General features: G+C 42.1%; 18 protein-coding genes. 17 read left to right on the top strand and 1 reads right to left on the bottom strand.

Annotated elements, in window-relative coordinates:
* Nucleotides 1–69: 69 nt before the first annotated feature.
* From truB to AC1DIV_RS12720, 16 genes are all read left to right on the top strand, one after another.
* Nucleotides 70–990, top strand: a complete 921-nt coding sequence (truB, locus tag AC1DIV_RS12795; RefSeq protein WP_340875780.1) for a tRNA pseudouridine(55) synthase TruB — start codon at nucleotides 70–72, stop codon at nucleotides 988–990.
* A 33-nt stretch (nucleotides 991–1,023) separates the two neighbouring features.
* Nucleotides 1,024–1,974, top strand: coding sequence for a bifunctional riboflavin kinase/FAD synthetase (gene ribF / locus AC1DIV_RS12790; protein ID WP_251538995.1), 951 nt, complete (start codon nucleotides 1,024–1,026; stop codon nucleotides 1,972–1,974).
* 135 nt (nucleotides 1,975–2,109) lie between these two features.
* Complete coding sequence (gene rpsO, locus AC1DIV_RS12785; protein ID WP_034313598.1) at nucleotides 2,110–2,379, top strand: 30S ribosomal protein S15; 270 nt, start codon at nucleotides 2,110–2,112, stop codon at nucleotides 2,377–2,379.
* A 319-nt stretch (nucleotides 2,380–2,698) separates the two neighbouring features.
* Complete coding sequence (gene pnp / locus AC1DIV_RS12780) at nucleotides 2,699–4,816, top strand: polyribonucleotide nucleotidyltransferase (protein ID WP_034313594.1); 2,118 nt, start codon at nucleotides 2,699–2,701, stop codon at nucleotides 4,814–4,816.
* Nucleotides 4,817–4,974: 158 nt separating this feature from the next.
* Entirely contained in the window at nucleotides 4,975–5,934 is a 960-nt protein-coding gene (locus AC1DIV_RS12775; RefSeq protein WP_340875781.1) for a polysaccharide deacetylase family protein, read from the top strand.
* 46 nt (nucleotides 5,935–5,980) lie between these two features.
* Complete coding sequence (locus AC1DIV_RS12770; RefSeq protein WP_034313588.1) at nucleotides 5,981–7,207, top strand: M16 family metallopeptidase; 1,227 nt, start codon at nucleotides 5,981–5,983, stop codon at nucleotides 7,205–7,207.
* Between the two features lie 158 nt (nucleotides 7,208–7,365).
* Nucleotides 7,366–7,635, top strand: a complete 270-nt coding sequence (locus tag AC1DIV_RS12765; RefSeq protein WP_048684753.1) for a YlmC/YmxH family sporulation protein — start codon at nucleotides 7,366–7,368, stop codon at nucleotides 7,633–7,635.
* A 228-nt stretch (nucleotides 7,636–7,863) separates the two neighbouring features.
* Nucleotides 7,864–8,766 carry a dipicolinic acid synthetase subunit A gene (gene dpaA / locus AC1DIV_RS12760; protein ID WP_048684752.1) on the top strand — a complete coding sequence of 301 codons (903 nt, stop codon included), beginning with the start codon at nucleotides 7,864–7,866 and terminating at the stop codon, nucleotides 8,764–8,766.
* On the top strand, nucleotides 8,763–9,365 hold the full coding sequence (locus AC1DIV_RS12755; RefSeq protein ID WP_034313581.1) for a dipicolinate synthase subunit B: 603 nt from the start codon (nucleotides 8,763–8,765) through the stop codon (nucleotides 9,363–9,365). The genes dpaA and AC1DIV_RS12755 overlap by 4 nt, the downstream gene beginning before the upstream one ends.
* 211 nt (nucleotides 9,366–9,576) lie before the next feature.
* Complete coding sequence (asd, locus tag AC1DIV_RS12750; protein ID WP_053534389.1) at nucleotides 9,577–10,632, top strand: aspartate-semialdehyde dehydrogenase; 1,056 nt, start codon at nucleotides 9,577–9,579, stop codon at nucleotides 10,630–10,632.
* Nucleotides 10,633–10,729: 97 nt separating this feature from the next.
* Nucleotides 10,730–11,956, top strand: a complete 1,227-nt coding sequence (gene dapG, locus AC1DIV_RS12745; protein WP_063596245.1) for an aspartate kinase — start codon at nucleotides 10,730–10,732, stop codon at nucleotides 11,954–11,956.
* Between the two features lie 47 nt (nucleotides 11,957–12,003).
* The gene (gene dapA / locus AC1DIV_RS12740; protein ID WP_048684746.1) at nucleotides 12,004–12,873 is read left to right on the top strand and encodes a 4-hydroxy-tetrahydrodipicolinate synthase; all 870 of its coding nucleotides are present in this window, start codon (nucleotides 12,004–12,006) and stop codon (nucleotides 12,871–12,873) included.
* A 280-nt stretch (nucleotides 12,874–13,153) separates the two neighbouring features.
* Nucleotides 13,154–14,824: a ribonuclease J gene (locus AC1DIV_RS12735; protein WP_477576527.1), complete on the top strand. Its 1,671-nt coding sequence runs from the start codon at nucleotides 13,154–13,156 to the stop codon at nucleotides 14,822–14,824.
* A 122-nt stretch (nucleotides 14,825–14,946) separates the two neighbouring features.
* Nucleotides 14,947–15,693, top strand: coding sequence for a ClpP family protease (locus AC1DIV_RS12730; protein ID WP_034313566.1), 747 nt, complete (start codon nucleotides 14,947–14,949; stop codon nucleotides 15,691–15,693).
* Complete coding sequence (locus tag AC1DIV_RS12725) at nucleotides 15,690–15,917, top strand: YlzJ-like family protein (RefSeq protein WP_340875786.1); 228 nt, start codon at nucleotides 15,690–15,692, stop codon at nucleotides 15,915–15,917. The genes AC1DIV_RS12730 and AC1DIV_RS12725 overlap by 4 nt, the downstream gene beginning before the upstream one ends.
* Before the next feature lie 238 nt (nucleotides 15,918–16,155).
* The gene (locus tag AC1DIV_RS12720) at nucleotides 16,156–18,483 is read left to right on the top strand and encodes a DNA translocase FtsK (protein WP_340875787.1); all 2,328 of its coding nucleotides are present in this window, start codon (nucleotides 16,156–16,158) and stop codon (nucleotides 18,481–18,483) included.
* Nucleotides 18,484–18,515: 32 nt separating this feature from the next.
* Here AC1DIV_RS12720 and AC1DIV_RS12715 read toward each other — a convergent pair whose 3' ends face one another.
* Nucleotides 18,516–18,815, bottom strand: a complete 300-nt coding sequence (locus AC1DIV_RS12715; protein WP_048684738.1) for a DUF6509 family protein — start codon at nucleotides 18,813–18,815, stop codon at nucleotides 18,516–18,518.
* A gap of 303 nt (nucleotides 18,816–19,118) precedes the next feature.
* On the opposite strand from AC1DIV_RS12715, the gene AC1DIV_RS12710 reads away from it, so the two are divergent.
* Nucleotides 19,119–19,844, top strand: a complete 726-nt coding sequence (locus AC1DIV_RS12710) for a GntR family transcriptional regulator (protein ID WP_048684736.1) — start codon at nucleotides 19,119–19,121, stop codon at nucleotides 19,842–19,844.
* Nucleotides 19,845–19,965 lie beyond the last annotated feature (121 nt).

Genomic DNA, 19,965 nt, shown 5'->3' with positions numbered 1-19,965 from the left:
AAGGAAAAACACCTTTCGGGAAAGTATTCATAATCGTTTAAGGTGTTTTATAAAAGATGAGGTGAAAGCGTGAACGGTATTCTTCCATTATGGAAACCCAAGGGATTAACATCCCATGATTGTGTTTTTAAATTAAGAAAGATATTAAAGACAAAAAAGGTTGGGCACACAGGTACTTTAGATCCTGATGTAACAGGGGTTTTACCTATTTGTATTGGCAGGGCAACAAAGATAGCCGAATATCTGACAGAAGCCGGTAAAGCTTATGAAGGGGAAGTGACCCTTGGTTTTTCAACGACAACTGAAGACGCAAGCGGCGAAAAAGTCGAAGAGAAAAAGATTGATCAAGTGATTCAGCGTAAACGGATTCTGGAAGTGCTTGAATCATTGACTGGAAAAATTGAACAGACGCCGCCGATGTTTTCAGCGGTAAAGGTAAACGGGAAGAAATTATATGAATATGCCCGTGCAGGGATAGATGTGGAGAGGCCGACAAGGGAGGTCACCATCTATGATATTACCCTTCTCGATGATCGTTCTGAATTTAAAGGGGAAACCATATCTTTTCGTTTTCGTGTAAATTGCAGCAAAGGAACGTATATTCGGACACTTGCAGTCATGATGGGTGAAGAACTGGGTTTTCCTGCTCATATGTCAGACTTGACGCGTATTGAATCAGCAGGTTTTAAGCAGGAGGACTGTTTCACATTTTCTGAAGTGGAAGAGTTCATGGAAAATGGTCAAACGGATGAATTTCTGTTGCCTTTGGAGCGGGGATTATTTCATTTGCCCAAATTTCCGATTAGTGATAAAGTAGCAAAGAAAGTACTTAACGGCGCGGTATTGGAACAAACAAAGGATGTTGTTGTTGAAAAAGGAATGCCATTTGTGATGGTCGATCCAGCAGATAAGGCCATTGCCATTTATCAAATACATCCGACAAAAGAGGGATTAATTAAACCTGTAAAAGTATTGGCACAAGAATTATAGACCGTTTTACCGCCGGAAAGAGGAGATTGAAAGGTGAAAGTGATCGCAATAGAGCATCCTCATCAATTTAATACGGATGATTTTCCCGAGCTTGTAATGGCGCTTGGATTTTTTGATGGCATACATAAAGGCCATCAAATTGTCATTCAAGCCGCCAAGCAAAAAGCCGATGAAATGAATCTTAAGTCAGCAGTCATGACATTTGACCCGCACCCTTCTGCAGTACTGGGTAGGAAAACGGAAAATATCCGCTATATCACTCCACTTGAAGATAAGGTGGATATCATAGAGTCGATGGGGATCGATTATTTATTCATTGTCCATTTCAGCAAGGAATTTGCTTCGGTACTGCCGGAACGGTTCGTTGACGAATACATTGCCGGGCTGAATGTCCGTCATGTAGTTGCAGGCTTTGATTATTCATACGGTCGCTATGGTCAAGGGTCGATGGAAGATTTGCCTGTTTACGCACAGGGCAGATTTTCGCAGACAGTCGTTGCAAAACAGACACTTGAAGATGAAAAGGTTAGCTCGACGAGAATCAGGGAAACTCTCGGTAATGGCAACTTTTCCGACTTTTATCATTTGGCTGGACGACGCTATTTAACAAAAGGTCATGTCGTTCACGGTGAAAAGCGGGGCAGGAAGTTGGGTTTCCCCACCGCTAATATTGAAGTAAGTGACGATTATATCTTCCCTGCTGCAGGCGTGTATGCAGTCAGGATCAAAATAAGCGGTAAATGGTATAATGGGGTTTGCAATGTCGGATACAAACCTACGTTCCACGAAGAAAAACCTAAATATCCCACTGTAGAGGTCCATGCCTTGGAGTTCTCGGGAGATATTTATGGCGACCAGGTTTCGGTTGAATGGCATACAAGACTTCGGAGTGAGCAGAAATTTTCCGGACTTGAAGCATTGGTCGCTCAGATCGAAACGGATAAGCAAAATGCAATAGCCTATTTTGCAAAGCTTGAAGCATAAAAGACAAGACTTGCAATTTTGATGAAAAACATGTATTCTATTGTATGTATGAAAATAACCATTGCTTGGCTAGTCGAGACTCCGACGCTGGCTCGGTAATAGGTGATTTTACAGAATTTTAGGAGGAATAATAACATGGCAATTACACAAGTACGCAAAAACGAACTTATCGCAGAATTCAGAACTCACGATACTGACACTGGATCTCCAGAAGTTCAAATCGCAGTATTAACAGAAGAAATCAACAACTTGAACGATCACTTACGCACACACAAAAAAGACCACCATTCACGTCGCGGTCTTCTAAAAATGGTAGGTAAACGTCGTAATCTTTTAACTTACCTACGTAACAAAGACGTTACTCGTTACCGTACACTAATTAACAAATTAGGTCTACGTAGATAATTTTTTCAGGAAGGCGGGAAATTTCCCGCTTTTTTGGTGTTAATCAAATGATTTGGACGTGTTCTACTTAAGGCTGGGCCTTCGTCCTTGGGACTCGGCAGGAGCCGGGTCCTTTTCCATTTATAAATGATCAGGATATACATAATCAAATGAATGAAATTTTTATTCATTTTACTGTTAATGCTTGTTTTTTTCGTGCATAATAGGAATAGTTTGGTTTTAACTCGAGTTCAGTTACTTTCACATATAAATGATTTAATCCAATACAGGTTTAGGTAAACTAAGCCTCTAAGTGAAGATTCAGAGAGGGGTTTAATAAATGGGACAGGAAAAACATACGTATTCATTTGACTGGGCCGGCCGTAATGTAACGGTAGAGATAGGGCAATTAGCCAAACAAGCGAACGGGGCAGTTTTAGTCCGTTATGGAGAAACTGCTGTATTAAGTACTGCGACAGCTTCGAAGGAACCTAGAAATGTTGACTTCTTCCCTTTGACAGTCAACTATGAAGAAAGACTTTATGCAGTCGGTAAAATTCCGGGAGGCTTCATCAAACGTGAAGGACGACCGAGTGAAAGGGCAATTCTTGCAAGCCGTTTAATCGATCGTCCAATCCGTCCGCTTTTCGCCGATGGCTTCAGGAACGATGTTCAGATCATCAGCATGGTCATGAGTGTCGATCAAGATTGCTCTACGGAAATGGCAGCCATGCTAGGTTCTTCCCTTGCACTTTCAGTTTCCGATATTCCGTTTGAAGGTCCGATTGCTGGAGTTGTAGTGGGGAGAATCAATAATGAATTCATTATTAACCCTACTGTTGACCAACTAGCTAAAAGTGACATCAATCTGACGGTTGCCGGCACTAAAGATGCCATCAACATGGTTGAAGCCGGAGCGAATGAAGTACCAGAGGAAACGATGCTTGAAGCAATCATGTTCGGACATGATGAAATTAAGAAGATCATTGCATTCCAAGAGAAAATCGTTGCTGAAATCGGCAAGGAAAAAATGCAGGTAACTTTATACCAAGTGGATGCGGAACTGGAAGCAGAAGTGAAAGGCCTATGTGAAGCTGACTTGAACAAAGCTGTACAAGTTCAGGAAAAACATGCTCGTGAAGACGCGATCAAAGCAGTAAAAGATCGTGTGCTGGTTCATTATGAAGAAGAAACTGATGAAGAAAAATTAAAGCAAATTAAAGAAATCCTTAATAAATTGGTTAAATCCGAAGTCCGCCGTTTGATCACGGAAGAAAAAGTGCGCCCGGATGGCCGTAATCCTGACGAAATCAGACCATTATCATCTGAAGTCACCATTCTGCCCCGTACACATGGTTCCGGATTGTTCACACGCGGACAAACCCAAGCGCTATCCATCTGTACATTAGGTGCACTTGGTGATGTGCAGATTCTGGACGGACTTGGGACCGAAGAGTCAAAACGTTTTATGCATCACTATAATTTCCCGCATTTCAGTGTAGGTGAAACTGGTCCTATCCGTGGGGCAGGACGCCGTGAAATCGGTCACGGTGCACTTGGTGAAAGAGCATTGGAGCCTGTCATTCCTAACGATAAAGACTTCCCATATACAATCAGACTTGTATCTGAAGTCCTTGAATCGAACGGATCAACATCACAAGCAAGTATCTGTGCAAGCACTTTGGCAATGATGGATGCCGGAGTTCCATTGAAAGCTCCAGTTGCCGGTATTGCCATGGGACTAGTCAAATCAGGTGAGCACTATACAATCTTAACGGATATTCAAGGTATGGAAGATCATCTGGGAGACATGGACTTTAAAGTCGCAGGGACTTCAAAAGGTGTTACTGCCCTACAAATGGATATTAAGATTGAAGGACTTTCAAGAGAGATTCTTGAAGAAGCTTTACTTCAAGCCAAACATGGCCGGATGCACATTTTGGAATCAATGATGTCAACGATCAATCAACCGCGTGAGCAGTTATCCAAATATGCTCCAAAAATCGTTACAATGTCCATAAATCCGGATAAGATCCGTGATGTCATTGGACCGAGCGGAAAACATATCAACAAAATCATTGAAGAAACTGGCGTGAAAATCGACATCGAACAAGATGGAACGGTATTCATATCTTCTACTGATGAACCAATGATTCAAAAAGCGAAGAAAATCATTGAAGATATCGTACGTGAAGTCGTAGTGGGCGAACTATACTTAGGTAAAGTTAAACGTATCGAAAAGTTCGGTGCCTTCGTTGAAATCTTCAATGGTAAAGACGGTTTGGTACATATTTCTGAACTGGCTGAAGAAAGAGTCGGAAAAGTGGAAGATGTCGTTTCACTTGGCGATGAATTATTGGTCAAAGTCACTGAGATCGATAAGCAAGGAAGGGTTAACCTTTCCCGTAAAGCAGTCTTGAAAGAGCAAAAAGAGGCAGCCAACCCTTCTCAATCGTAATGAAAAATATAAATCCGGCATGCGATTCCTTGTGAATCTGCATGCTTTTTTTTGTTTAAAGGTATTGGAATATCCATGGGGAGAATGGCGTCAAAAGGATGACATGTTCTACCTTGTCCGTTTTCTTCATACATTTTGGTATGAAGGGGGCGTAAAAAATGAATAATAAATGGAAGCAGATAGTTGCGATAAGTGCCATTGCAGGTATATCATGGTTATTAGTGCAAAATCCATATACACAAATTTATTTGACCCAATTAACCGATGATTCAGTTGCTTCTATGAAGCAAGAAGACGAGCTTCTTTTACAAATAAAAGAATCAACAAAAAAATATGAGATTGCACCACAGGATGCACGAATAGATTCTGTTTGGAAAACCGTTCCTGCATATAATGGCCTGAAGGTAAATATTGATGATTCGTATAAAGCCATGAAGAAGGAGGGCGTGTTCGATAAGAATAAGCTGGTATTTCAGCAGGTCCCTGCAAAGATACATATGGAGGATCTGGATCCGGCTCCCATTTACCGGGCCCATCCCGAAAAGCCAGTGGTATCATTTTTAATCAATGTGGCCTGGGGGAATGAATACCTACAAGATATGTTGGCCGTGTTAAAAAAGAATAATGTCAAGGCCACATTTTTCCTTGAAGGTAATTGGACCAAGAAAAATCCAGAATTGGCCAAGATGATTAAGGATGGCGGGCACGAAATTGGAAATCATTCTTATTCACATCCAGATATGAAAAACATATCCGCACAAGCTACACGTGAGGAAATTCGAAAAACGAATGAAGTCATTGAAGCTGTGACAGGTTTGAAAATGAAATGGTTCGCACCACCAAGTGGAAGCTACCGGGATGAAACGGTCAAAATCGCGGATTCTTTCGGTATGGAGACCGCCATGTGGAGTGTGGATACGATCGACTGGCAAAAGCCAAGCCCTGAAGTCCTTCAACAAAGAGTGCTTTCTAAGGTACACCCTGGAGCATTTATATTGATGCATCCGACTGAATCTACTGCAAAATCATTGGAAACGTTAATAATTGAAATAAAAAAGAAAGATTTAGATGTAGTTACCGTTTCGGAAGCTGTAGATGAAGAGCGATCGAATCCATAATGTATTGGTAACGATGGCAGCATAGAATGATTGGGAGGAATGTTAGTTGATTAAGAAATACACGTGTCAAAATGGAGTTAGAATTGTATTGGAAAATATTCCAACTGTACGTTCAGCGGCAATTGGAGTATGGATCAAAACAGGTTCAAGGAATGAAACGCCAGAATTGAATGGGGTTTCACATTTTCTGGAGCATATGTTCTTTAAAGGGACAACTAAGAGAAATGCGCGTGAAATTGCCGAATCGTTCGATAGTATCGGTGGACAGGTGAATGCATTCACTTCAAAAGAATATACATGCTATTATGCTAAAGTAATGGATAACCATGCAAGCTATGCGCTTGAAATCCTGGCTGATATGTTCTTCAATTCAACATTTGATGGGGAAGAATTGAAAAAAGAAAAAAATGTCGTCTATGAAGAAATCAAAATGTACGAAGACACACCAGATGACATTGTCCATGACCTCTTAAGCAAGGCGGTATATGAAAATCACCCCCTTGGTTATCCAATACTAGGGACGGAAAATACGCTTGAAACCTTCAATAGTGATACATTAAAAAAATACGTCCATGACATGTATACACCCGATAAGGTAGTCGTGTCCATTGCTGGGAATGTGGATGAAAAATTGATCAATGAAGTCGAAAGCTACTTTGGCTCGTATCAAGGAGGGGAAGAACGTCTTGAATTGGTCAAACCTTCCTTCCACGAAAATAGGATCACCCGTAAAAAAGATACGGAACAAGCCCACTTATGCCTTGGTTACAACGGATTGGAAATCGGCAATGATAAAACATACAGCCTGATTACCTTGAATAATATCCTTGGGGGAAGCATGAGCAGCCGTCTATTCCAGGACGTCAGGGAGCAACGCGGCCTTGCCTATTCCGTTTACTCTTATCATTCCAGCTATCAAGATAGCGGTATGGTGACAGTATATGGGGGGACAGGCACAAATCAGCTTGACAGCCTGTATGAAACCATTCAGGAAACATTGGATACTTTAAAAAGGGATGGCATTACGGAAAAGGAATTAAGGAATAGCAAAGAGCAACTTAAAGGAAGCTTGATGCTCAGCCTTGAAAGCACGAATAGCCGCATGAGCCGGAATGGAAAAAATGAGCTTATGTTGGGTGAGCACCGTTCCCTTGATGATATCATCATCAAGATCGACGAAGTGACTGAGGATACCGTCAATGAATTGGCAAATCAGATCTTTACGGAACATTCCTTGTCATTAGTGAGCCCGCTGGAAAATTGGGACAAATAATAACGAACAAGTCTGAACCTTCCTTTATTGGGAGGTCAGGCTTTTTTTCTTTGAGTGCGGGAGGGTCCAGAGTTATGGACAATATTTGGTTAAATGCCTTCTAAGTTCACCTTTTTCGGATATAGATTGAATAGAAGACGAAAAAGGGGGAACCAAAATTGAGGTTGAGCGAACTGAGCGGTAAGGAAATAGTCGATGTGAATAGGGCGGAAAGATTAGGAATCCTTGGTCAGACGGATTTGGAAATAGATGAAACTGGACAAATTACCTCGTTGATCATTCCATCTGTCAAATGGTTCGGCCTTTTAAGGAATGGCAGTGAAATAAGAGTGCCATGGGAACATATAAAAAAAATCGGTGCGGATATGGTCATCATTGATTTTCAGGAAGGACTTTCACTTAAAGACGGAGAGCATATGGACGGATAATGACGCTCGCTTCATACTCCTTGGAACTTCTCGAAATACACTCTCGAAAACGCCTTAGCTGGCAATAGCTATGGCGTTTTTTCTTTTCTTATCACCGTTTTTTAAGTAAAAACATAAGATGGCAGGGTAACTAGAGAATGTAGCAAAAACCGAATTGCTTCCTGAAGGAATTGTATCACGAGGCAAGGAATGTTTAGGATCTTTTATATAAAGAAGGTGACGGTTTTAATGCTTACAGGCATGCAAATCGCTGTAATTGGTGGAGATGCGCGTCAGCTTGAAGTTGTCCGTAAACTGACAGAGCTTGATGCAAAGCTATTATTGGTAGGTTTTGAACAGCTCGACCATGCTTTTACCGGAGCGGTTAAGGAAAAAATGGAAGATATAAACTTCAAGGAATTAGATTCAGTTATTTTACCTGTCCGGGGTACGGATTCAGATGGGAAAGTAGAAACGATCTTTTCCAGTGAAGAGGTTGTTTTGACTGAAGAAATGATAAAAAATACCCCGGAACATTGTACTTTTTATGCAGGAATCAGTAACGATTACCTCGATGAGATATTCAAGAAAGTGGATCGAAAGCTTGTTCTATTGTTCGAACGTGATGATGTCGCTATTTATAATTCGATTCCCACTGTTGAGGGTGCGATCATGATGGCCATTCAACATACGGATTTTACTATCCATGGATCGAATGTAGCCGTTCTAGGACTGGGAAGGGTCGGTATGAGTGTAGCCCGGTCATTCCAGGCACTTGGAGCAAAAGTAAAGGTGGGGGCAAGAAAAAGCGAAGATATAGCGAGGATCAGTGAAATGGCATTAGCCCCTTTTCATTTAAATGATCTTGCTGCAGAAATGAAAAATGTTGATATATGTATCAATACGATCCCTTTTCCGATAATTACCGCAAAAGTCATCGCTAATATGCCCGTTCATACATTAATCATCGACCTTGCTTCAAAACCGGGGGGGACGGATTTTCGTTACGCTGAAAAAAGGGGAATTAAGGCGCTGTTGGCACCGAGCCTGCCGGGTATAGTTGCCCCGAAAACAGCTGGTCAGATATTAGCGAATGCACTGGGACTATTGATTCAAGGCGAGTTCTTGAAAAGGAAGGGGAAAATGATATGAGTCTCAAAGGTAAACGGATTGGTTTCGGATTAACAGGATCACATTGCACATATGATGAAGTGTTTCCGGAAATAGAAAAACTTGTAAATGAAGGAGCGGAAGTCATCCCAATCGTAACATCGACTGTTCAAAACACGGAAACCCGTTTTGGAAAGGGTGAAGACTGGGTCGAAAGGATAGAAAAATTGACGGGGAATCACGTCGTTGATACAATCGTCAAAGCGGAGCCTTTAGGACCTAAATTGCCACTCGATTGTATGGTGATCGCTCCTTTAACGGGTAACTCAATGAGTAAAATGGCAAATGCTCTTACCGATTCGCCTGTACTTATGGCTGCAAAAGCGACGATGAGGAATCACCGTCCTGTCGTTGTCGCGATATCAACAAATGATGCACTTGGGTTAAATGGTGTCAATCTAATGAGACTGATGGCAGCAAAAGATATTTATTTTGTTCCATATGGCCAGGATAATCCCACAGGCAAACCAAGTTCCATGGTTGCAAGGATGAGCATGATAAGGGATACGATCATATCGGCACTGGAGAGGGAACAGATTCAACCTGTCATCGTCGAAAGGTTCAAGGATGATTTAGCCTGAACAAGTTTTTGCCACGGATCTAGCTTTCAACGACTGACATATATGCATAAATTTGTAGGTTGAAGTTATAAAAAACCACTCCACTACCAGAATATTTTGTTAAAGTCCGACCCTTTGGAATGTTAATGTGATAAAATAAATGATATTCTGAACAAGAAGTAATAAATCCAACAAATAACTAATTTAAGAGATAGAAAAGGAGTATGTATAAATGACTGAGACACAGGGATTGCGTATTGCAGTTGTGGGAGCAACTGGAGCAGTAGGACAACAAATGATTTCAACACTCGAACAAAGGGACTTACCGATTAAGAAAATCATCTTTTTATCATCGGCTCGTTCCGCAGGCATCAAACTTACGTTTAAGGGCGAAGAAATCGAAGTGCAGGAAGCAAAACCTGAAAGCTTTGAAGGCATCGATATCGCTTTATTCAGTGCTGGAGGAAGCGTGTCTAAGGAATTGGCTCCAGAAGCAGTGAAACGCGGTGCGATAGTGGTGGATAATACGAGCGCTTTCCGCATGGATGAAAATGTGCCGCTAGTCGTTCCTGAAGTAAATGAGGAAGACTTGAAGCAGCATAATGGGATCATTGCAAACCCGAATTGTTCAACTATCCAAATGGTTGTGGCATTAGAGCCTATCCGCCAGACATATGGCTTGTCAAAAATTGTTGTTTCTACCTACCAGGCTGTTTCTGGTGCAGGTGCAGCAGCGATAAATGAATTAAAGGAACAGGCTCGCGACTTGCTTGATGAAAAAGAAATCGATCCGAAAATATTACCGGTAAAAGGGGACGAAAAGCATTACCAAATCGCATTTAACGTCATTCCCCAAATCGATAAATTCCAAGATAATGGGTACACATTCGAAGAGATGAAAATGATTAATGAAACAAAGAAAATCATGCATATGCAAGACCTTCCAGTGGCTGCAACTTGCGTGAGGCTTCCTGTTGTAACAGGTCATTCGGAATCTGTATACATTGAAGTTGAAAAAGAAGGCATAGCGGCTTCTCAAATCAAGGATTTAATGAGAACGGCACCTGGAATAGTATTGGAAGACGAACCGGAACAACAAGTTTACCCAACACCTGCTTCATCCGTCGGCAAGAATGATGTATTCGTCGGTCGGATTCGCAAAGATTTGGATGAAGATAAAGGCTTCCATTTATGGGTGGTTTCCGATAATCTATTAAAAGGTGCAGCTTGGAATTCCGTTCAAATTGCTGAAAGCCTTTTGAAATTAGGTTTGGTTACCGTTAAGTAATAATTTATTCTTAATGAACTCGACAGAAAAATAAAGGATAGAGAGTTTTTGTCAGCTTCCCGGATCGGGGAGCTGGCTTATATTTGGGGTGCATATTATGAAAATTATCGTCCAGAAATACGGTGGGACATCCGTTCGTGATGAGGAAAGCCGTTCATTTGCCAAGGGGCATATCGAAAAAGCGATTAAAGAAGGCTATAAAGTGGTGGTTGTGGTTTCAGCAATGGGAAGAAAAGGGGATCCTTATGCAACGGATACCTTACTTTCCCTTGTAAATGGAGCCAAAGCCAGCCTTTCAAAACGAGAACAGGATTTACTTATGTCTGTCGGAGAAACGATATCATCTGTAGTATTTACTAACATGCTCTTGGAACATGGTATTGATGCGGTTGCTTATACTGGAGCTCAAGCAGGATTCATGACGAATACCGACTATTCCAGTGCGAAAATAATCGAAATGAAATGCGATCGACTCATGAAAGAACTTGAGGTGAAGGATGTTGTCGTTGTAGCAGGTTTCCAGGGAGCTGCTAAAAATGGTGACATCACGACCATCGGCCGTGGTGGAAGTGATACTTCAGCAGCTGCATTAGGTGCCGCATTGCAAGCTGAACGGGTCGATATTTTTACGGATGTGGAAGGAATCATGACGGCAGATCCGCGCATTGCCGATCAAGCTCGTCCATTATCAATCGTTTCATATACGGAAGTTTGCAACATGGCATACCAAGGGGCGAAGGTCATTCATCCGAGAGCTGTTGAAATTGCGATGCAGGCGAAAGTCCCGATTCGGATAAGGTCAACATACAGCGAAGGTTTGGGAACCCTTGTTACAAGCGTGAATAAGGGAAGCCAGGGCAGTGACATACGTGAAAGGCTTGTGACCGGGATTGCCCATGTACCAAAGATCACTCAAATCAAGGTCCGTGCGAAAAAGGATCAATATAATCTACAGGCTGAAGTTTTCAAAGCGATGGCCAATGCCTCCATTTCAGTTGACTTTATAAATATATATCCAAGTGGTGTAGTTTATACCGTATCGGAAGAGATGACAGAACTTGCCCTCTCGATTTTGGCCGAGCTTGGTCATGAACCGGTCATTGAAAGGAATTGTGCCAAAGTATCGGTAGTCGGTGCAGGCATCAATGGAGTACCGGGTGTTGCAGCGAAGATTGTCACAGCGCTTTCCGAAAAGGAAATTGCCATTCTCCAGTCAGCGGACAGCCATACGACAATTTGGGTACTCGTAAAAGAAGAAGATTTAATAGAAGCCGTTAATTCCCTGCACTATGCATTTCAATTGCATGAAGGGGAAGTCCAATAATCAGGGTTTTTATTAAGTAAATGTTTTAAAAATTAAAGAGGTGTTAGATGATGATATTTGGTAGAGTATCAACCGCGATGGTCACCCCTTTCGATAGCAAGGGAAATATTGATTTTCAAAAGACGACTTCATTGGTTAATTACTTATTAACGAATGGAACCGATTCGCTTGTGCTGTCGGGAACGACAGGGGAATCTCCAACTTTATCTTCGGAGGAGAAAATCGCGTTATTGCGTCATGTTTCTAAGGTTGTTGAAAAACGTGTGCCCATCATCATGGGTACAGGAAGCAACAATACGTATGCTTCCATCGAGTTGACAAAAAAGGCGGAACAAAATGGCGCCGATGCGATTATGCTGGTTGCCCCGTATTATAGTAAAACGAATCAAGAAGGTCTGTACCAGCATTTTAAGGCTATTGCAGCCAGTACGACGCTCCCTGTTATGGTATATAATATCCCTGGGCGCGCTTCAGTTAACATTGAACCGGAAACGATCATCCGGCTTTCGAAAATTCCTAATATCGTAGCCGTTAAGGAAGCGAGCGGGGATTTAAACGCTATGACCCAAATCATAGCCGGCACGGATGAAGATTTTGCATTATATAGCGGGGACGATGCTTTAACACTACCGGTATTGGCGATTGGCGGTGTGGGTGTAGTATCGGTTGCTTCACATGTTGCTGGCAAGGAGTTGCAGAAAATAGTGGAGGCCTTCATCAGTGGGAACTTGAAAGAGGCAGCCCGGCTGCATCAGGAACTGTTACCGCTTATAAAAGGTTTGTTTGCAGCGCCAAGCCCTGCACCTGTCAAAACAGCGCTTCAGTTATATGGAATTGACGTTGGATCGGTGAGACTTCCAATCGTGCCATTGACGGAGCAGGAACGCCTGGCATTAACCAAGGTATTAAAAAAATAAAAAGACACGGAACAAGCTGATCGTTGAAGATTGGCTTGTTTTTACATAATGATGTATATGAACGGGATATACTTTCCGATTTCGGGATAAAATATTGGATTTTATTATGATCAATCGAAAATGGTAAAAGTACAAAGGATCTCTTACATAATAGGTTGTTTTTTTGAATTATATGAAAAAGTCCCTCTGAAAATGGTAAGTGTTGTCATGTTTTTTGAACATCGGTTATAATGAAATCATTGGGAAATTATGAACGGGATTTTTTAAGGAGGATATTCGATTGGGTAAAGATAAAAATAATGGAATAAAAGTGATTTCTCTTGGAGGACAAGGGGAGCTTGGTAAAAATATGTACGTCGTTGAGGTGAACGAGGACATCTATCTTCTTGATGCAGGATTAATGCTGCCGGAAGACGAAATGCTCGGAATCGATGCGGTTATCCCAGATATTTCTTATTTGATGGATAATAAGGAACGGGTGCAGGGGATATTCATAACCCATGGTCATGAAGACCATATGGGAGCGCTTGCTTATGTCTTGAAATATTTACCAGCTCCTGTTTATGGAACTAAGCTTACACTTGCTTTAATCAAAACGAAATTAAAGGAAGATGGCTTTAACGGTAGGGCAACTTTCACTGAAATCGATTCGGATTCCCTTTTAAGTTTCCCTCAAGCAGCCGTGTCCTTTTTCAGGACTAACCATAGTATTCCCGATTCCGTCGGAGTCGTGATCCACACTCGTGAAGGTGCAATCGTTTATACAGGGGATTTCAAATTCGACCAGGCAGCAACGGATCTATATAAACCGGAAATCGGTAAGATGGCCAGTATCGGTGAAGATGGTGTCCTATGCCTGCTTTCGGATAGTACCGGTGCCGAGAGGCCAGGTTATACGACTTCAGAAGCAGTTGTGGCCAAAGATATTACAGAGGCTTTCCATGCTGCCTCCGGAAGGATCATCGTTGCGTGCTTCGCTTCGAACATCAACCGGATTCAACATGTTTTCAATGCAGCGGCAGCAAGTCGCAGAAAAGTGGCAGTTGTAGGAAAAAGCCTGCAACGAGTTTATGAAACAGCCTTGAATCTTGGCTACTTAAAGGTCGAAGAAGAGCTGATAATCCCGATTAATGAAATTGGCCAGTATGACGACCGTGAAATAGTCGTGTTATCGACAGGTCATCAGGGCGAACCCATTGCAGCACTTCAAAAAATGGCAAAGCAGACCCACAAGCAGGTAACGATCAAAAAGGGAGACACCGTTTTGATCAGTGCATCACCCCTGCAGGGCGGTGAACTTATTTTATCCAAAACCGTCGATTTGCTATACAGGGTAGGTGCTGAAGTGGTATCTGCCAATAAATATAAAGTGCACGTAACAGGGCATGGCAGCCAGGAAGAGCTTAAAATGATGATCAATTTGATGAATCCTAAATTCTTAATCCCTGTACATGGGGAATACCGCCATTTATATGCCCATCAAAAAGTTGGGGTTGCTGCGGGAATTAAGCGTGAAAACATCATAATTGCCGAAAAAGGGGATGTCATCGAACTAAAGGGCAATAAAATGGGGCTTTCCGGCAAAGTCTCTGCAGGAAATATCCTGATAGATGGCAGCGGTGTTGGAGATGTAGGTAATATCGTTCTTCGTGATCGTCGCTTGTTATCCCAAGATGGCATTTTGATTGTAGTCGTCACGTTGAACCGTCAGGATAAAAGCATTGCAGCAGGCCCTGAAATCATTTCAAGGGGCTTCGTATATGTTCGCGAATCAGAAAAAATGATTGCGGAAGCAACTGAAATAGTAAGTGAAATCGTAAAGAAAAATGGGTCGCGCCAGCCTTTTGATTGGTCCACGCTGAAGCAGGAAATGCGTGATGCGTTAAACCAATTCTTCTATGAAAAAACGAAACGCCGCCCAATGATTTTACCGATCATAATGGAATATTAAGAAAGGAACCCCTGATTTGAACAGTCAGGGGTTCTTTTTTCTGACTCTTATATCTTGAAGAATGAAGTCCGAGACTCGAGACATAATAAAGCTATAGGCTAAAAGAGAAAGGGGTTGGCATAGTGGATAATGCACCATTACCAAATGAAAATGAAGGCAAGCAGGAAGGTAAGAATTCAACTTTAATCGAAAAGATCCAGCAGCTGGGGGCTACTAATGTTCCGCAACTATCTCAAGACTCAAAAATCCATTGTTTGACGATCATTGGACAAATTGAAGGACATATGCAGCTGCCGCCTCAAAATAAAACGACCAAATATGAACATGTTATTCCGCAAATTGTGGCAATTGAACAAAATCCCAATATAGAGGGGCTGCTTGTCATATTAAATACAGTCGGAGGAGATGTCGAAGCGGGACTGGCAATCGCAGAAATGCTGGCTTCCCTATCAAAGCCATCCGTCTCGATTGTACTTGGGGGAGGGCACTCGATCGGTGTGCCGATTGCGGTTTCGTGTGACCATAGCTATATAGCAGAAACAGCAACGATGACGATTCATCCAATTCGTTTGACAGGGCTAGTCATTGGCGTGCCTCAAACCTTTGAATACTTGGATAAGATGCAGGAAAGAGTCATTAAATTTGTTACGCGCCACTCCAACGTTACGGAAGAAAGTTTTAAGGATTTAATGTTTGCCAAAGGAAACTTGACCCGTGATATCGGTACGAATGTTATCGGGGCCGAGGCAGTTGAAATCGGTATGATCGATGATGTAGGAGGAGTGGGCCAGGCCATGAGAAAACTAAATAGCTTCATGGAAGAAAGAAGGCCAAAAATTGCCGGGGAAGAGGAGGGGCTTCTGCAATGACGCTTTACACGATCGTTCCTGAAGAAATAATTTTCCCTCATCACCATGAGAAGACGGCAAATTTAATAGAAATGATCTACAATGGTGTACATGTGATGGTTGAACATGACGGTGGCCGTACGTTTCGCATTGATCGAATAGTCAGCACCGATCCTGTAGATTATATGAATGTACACATTCAGCCGGGAGCTGTCATAAATGTGTTCGAACATATGAACCATTAGTAAAAACGACTAACTGAGGTAAATTATGATATACTGGAATGAAAATCAGCAGCCGCTTGGCTGCTTTATTCATTATATGGGAAAAATGTCCGCCTAAAGAATGAATGGTATATATATCAAGGACACGGCCATATTTATTTGGTATAATCAGTAGCGAACGTTTGTTTTGTGAAGGGAAATCATGTAGTGATGTTGAATAGGAAAGTTAGAATAGTTTCATGAAGAATCAGGTGATATTATGGCAAAGAAGAAACGCAGAAAAAAGAATAGTACAGAGAAGTTAAAACTAACGCTTAAATATGAATTGATTGGCCTCACTATAATAGGTTTGGCCATCATTGCCATTGCCAAGCTTGGAGCAGTTGGAAACGGGACGGTCTTTTTAATCCGCTTCTTCATGGGGGAATGGTATATCCTCTTTTTGTTGGGAGCAATTGCAGCTGGGTTCTATTTGATGATAAAGAGAGAGGTCCCGTACCTGTTGAAACGGCAATTGGTCGGGATGTACTTCCTTGTTGCGAGCATGCTCCTGCTAAGTCATGTGACCCTGTTTAACATGCTTGCAGATGGAGGACCATTTACGAAGCCCAGCGTCATTTCGAATACATGGGAACTATTTTGGATGGAAGTGACCGGCAAGGCCAGCTCAAAGGACCTTGGGGGCGGTATGATTGGAGCGATATTATTTGCAGCTTCTTACTTTCTATTCGACGAAGCTGGATCGAAAATCGTTTCATTCCTCTTTATCATTGTAGGTGCCGTCCTATTGACCGGGAAAACGTTAGGTGAAACCCTCGGGAAGTTTTTCAGGGGTCTTGGCGGCTTTTTCAAAAAGCAATGGTCCGCATTCAGAGATGATGTGAAAACGTGGAATGAAGACAAAAAAGAAAAGAAAAAGAATCCCGTGAAAAAGAAGAAACGGCAAAACGAACCGGTGGAAGAAACGGATCAGACCCCTCTAGAAGAGGAAACACAGGAAATGGCGACGGAACGGATCATTTCCAGCTTTGCTGATAAAGCATATAGCGACGAAAACGAAGTAATTCCCGTTGTTACGGAACCTGCAGCTGAAAATGCAGAGGACCAGGATGATGCCGTTCCGCCTATGAATTTTACGGAAGTGGAGAATAAAGAATATCTTTTACCGCCTCTTTCCTTGTTATTGCAGCCTAAAAAAACCGACCAAAGCGGAGAGTACCAATTGATTCATGAAAATGCGGCAAAACTTGAGCGCACCTTTCATAGCTTTGGAGTGAAAGCGAGAGTCACTCAAGTTCATTTAGGCCCAGCCGTAACCAAATACGAAGTACATCCGGATGTAGGTGTGAAGGTAAGTAAAATTGTCAGCCTATCCGATGACTTGGCCCTTGCACTTGCCGCAAAGGATATTAGGATCGAAGCGCCGATTCCCGGAAAATCGGCAATCGGAATAGAAGTGCCTAACTCCGAAGTGGCGATGGTCTCATTAAGGGAAGTTTTAGAGGCCAAAGAAGTTGACAAGCCTGACGCAAAACTGCAAATAGGCTTAGGGCGGAATATTTCCGGTGAAGCGGTTAAGGCGGAGCTCAATAAAATGCCGCATTTACTAGTGGCTGGTGCTACGGGCAGCGGGAAATCCGTTTGTATCAATGGGATTATCACGAGTATTCTGATGCGGGCAAAACCGCATGAAGTGAAAATGATGATGATCGATCCAAAAATGGTCGAGTTGAATGTCTATAATGGAATTCCCCACTTACTTGCACCTGTAGTGACCAATCCAAAGAAAGCCGCACAGGCTTTGCAAAAAGTGGTCAGTGAAATGGAAAGGCGCTACGAGCTATTTTCTCATTCCGGTACGCGAAATATTGAAGGTTACAATGATTACATTAACCGGTATAACATTGAAGAAGACGCCAAACAACCGCTCTTGCCTTATATCGTAGTCATTGTCGATGAGCTGGCAGATTTGATGATGGTCGCTTCTAACGATGTAGAGGATGCCATCACAAGGCTTGCACAAATGGCTCGTGCTGCTGGCATCCACTTGATAATTGCCACTCAGCGGCCATCCGTAGATGTAATTACAGGGGTCATTAAAGCGAACATCCCATCTCGGATAGCTTTTAGTGTCTCATCAATGACCGATTCGAGAACGATCCTCGACATGGGCGGGGCCGAAAAACTGTTAGGCCGGGGTGACATGCTCTTCCTGCCTTCAGGAGCTTCAAAACCGGTCCGCGTCCAAGGGGCCTTTTTATCCGACAATGAAGTCGAGGAAGTTGTCACATATGTCATTTCACAGCAAAAAGCACAATACAACGAAGAAATGATACCCGATGAAATTGCAGAAACCTCAAATGGTGAAGTCGAAGATGATTTATATGGGGATGCGGTATCGTTGATCGTAGAAATGCAGACTGCATCTGTTTCCATGCTGCAGCGCCGTTTCCGGATTGGCTATACCCGGGCAGCCAGATTGATTGATGAAATGGAAGCGAGGGGAATTGTCGGTCCATATGAAGGCAGTAAACCACGAAATGTATTGGTTACAAAAGATGAACAAGATGAAGCACATTCATCATAGGTAAAGAAAAAACCGGGCAGCTGCCCGGTTTTTTAATTATTCATCGCCTCGTCTAAATGTTTAAGGCAGAAGTCGGTAATCATCGCTTCTTCATCTTCTTCTAAATCGAATTCGAGTGCGCCTTCGTTCCCTTTTTCAAAAATATCATATTTAATCAATTTGCCTTTTTGTTCTTCCACAGCAAAAAGCACCCGGATATATAAACCATCTTCTGAAAAGAGTTCATCCTCTTCAGGCACTTCAATATCCAAGAACAACTCGTAACGTTCCCCGGACAAAATACCAAATGGATCATTTAATTTTTCGATTGTGTATTCTGTAATCTTTAACATCTTGTGTACATCCCTTCAAAGAAGATAAATCCTATTATACAGGAAAACAGCATCTTGAACATAGTTGCATTCATCATGCATTTTTTTAAAAATTTATCTGATTTAGGAGAATAATCGTACAAATTCCGCGGCCACATCTAGATTGAAAGACACAGGGAAGGGTAATTTCTCCTAAATTCTTTTAAAGTAAATAGTAAAACACTATTTATTTATATCAAAAAAAATGTTATATTATTTTCGATTAGTAGGAATGATTCAACATCAGAGGTCTGATGTCTTAAGAAATTAGCTGGGGGAAACTGTATGTCAATAAAATCAGATAGTCGACATTTATATTTGCAGGTCATTGATTACCTGAAGCAGGATATTGAAGCTGGAGTCTATCAGGAAAATGAAAAATTCCCTTCAGAATTCGATCTTGCGAAAAAATTGGGAGTTAGTAGGGCGACACTTCGAGAAGCGCTGCGAATTTTGGAAGAAGAAAACATCATCATTCGCCGCCATGGAGTTGGGACTTTCGTCAATCCGAAACCTCGGTTCACTTCAGGTATCGAGCAATTAAAAAGTGTCACGAACATGATTGAAGAGGCAGGGATGAAGCCGGGTACGATTTTCTTAAGCTCGACGGCCCAAGAACCTACAGAAGAGGATATACGCAGGTTTTCTTGTTCAACAGACGAACGCATCGTCAGCATCGAACGAGTAAGGACAGCGAATGGGGAGCCAGTCGTCTACTGTATTGACAAAATTCCTGAATCTATTCTTTCAGAAAATTTTGACCGTAATGATGAGTCTCTTTTAGATATTTTGGAAAGAGATGCGCATCGGAAAATTACGCATGCCGTAGCGGAGATTGAGCCTATTGGATATCATGAGAAAGTTTCTCCTATCCTTAAATGCTCGCCAGAAGCCGCGCTACTCGTTTTAAAGCAGATGCATCTGGATGATTGGGACCAGCCTATCCTGTATTCTGTTAACTACTTTAAAGCCAATATGTTCAGCTTTCATGTTCTTCGTAAACGTGTGTAGGCCTTGACTCTGCATACGGATGAATGCAAGCGATTGTTTCGATTCCGAAAAAGGTCGATCAAACGTATGCAAAAAAAATTAACGAGAAGTGAAAACGCAAACATAAATGACTTTTCAGAAC

The sequence above is a fragment of the Peribacillus sp. 05N428 genome (assembly GCF_056397085.1).
This window is presented reverse-complemented; position numbering and strand designations above follow the sequence as displayed.

What these genes read in the sequence shown, in the direction of transcription:
- rpsO (WP_034313598.1), top strand. Translation starts at nt 2,110, where the DNA reads ATGGCAATTACACAAGTACGCAAAAACGAACTTATCGCAGAATTCAGA.
- pnp (WP_034313594.1), top strand. Translation starts at nt 2,699, where the DNA reads ATGGGACAGGAAAAACATACGTATTCATTTGACTGGGCCGGCCGTAAT.
- AC1DIV_RS12775 (WP_340875781.1), top strand. Translation starts at nt 4,975, where the DNA reads ATGAATAATAAATGGAAGCAGATAGTTGCGATAAGTGCCATTGCAGGT.
- dpaA (WP_048684752.1), top strand. Translation starts at nt 7,864, where the DNA reads ATGCTTACAGGCATGCAAATCGCTGTAATTGGTGGAGATGCGCGTCAG.
- AC1DIV_RS12755 (WP_034313581.1), top strand. Translation starts at nt 8,763, where the DNA reads ATGAGTCTCAAAGGTAAACGGATTGGTTTCGGATTAACAGGATCACAT.
- asd (WP_053534389.1), top strand. Translation starts at nt 9,577, where the DNA reads ATGACTGAGACACAGGGATTGCGTATTGCAGTTGTGGGAGCAACTGGA.
- dapG (WP_063596245.1), top strand. Translation starts at nt 10,730, where the DNA reads ATGAAAATTATCGTCCAGAAATACGGTGGGACATCCGTTCGTGATGAG.
- dapA (WP_048684746.1), top strand. Translation starts at nt 12,004, where the DNA reads ATGATGATATTTGGTAGAGTATCAACCGCGATGGTCACCCCTTTCGAT.
- AC1DIV_RS12725 (WP_340875786.1), top strand. Translation starts at nt 15,690, where the DNA reads ATGACGCTTTACACGATCGTTCCTGAAGAAATAATTTTCCCTCATCAC.
- AC1DIV_RS12720 (WP_340875787.1), top strand. Translation starts at nt 16,156, where the DNA reads ATGGCAAAGAAGAAACGCAGAAAAAAGAATAGTACAGAGAAGTTAAAA.
- AC1DIV_RS12715 (WP_048684738.1), bottom strand. Translation starts at nt 18,815, where the DNA reads ATGTTAAAGATTACAGAATACACAATCGAAAAATTAAATGATCCATTT.
- AC1DIV_RS12710 (WP_048684736.1), top strand. Translation starts at nt 19,119, where the DNA reads ATGTCAATAAAATCAGATAGTCGACATTTATATTTGCAGGTCATTGAT.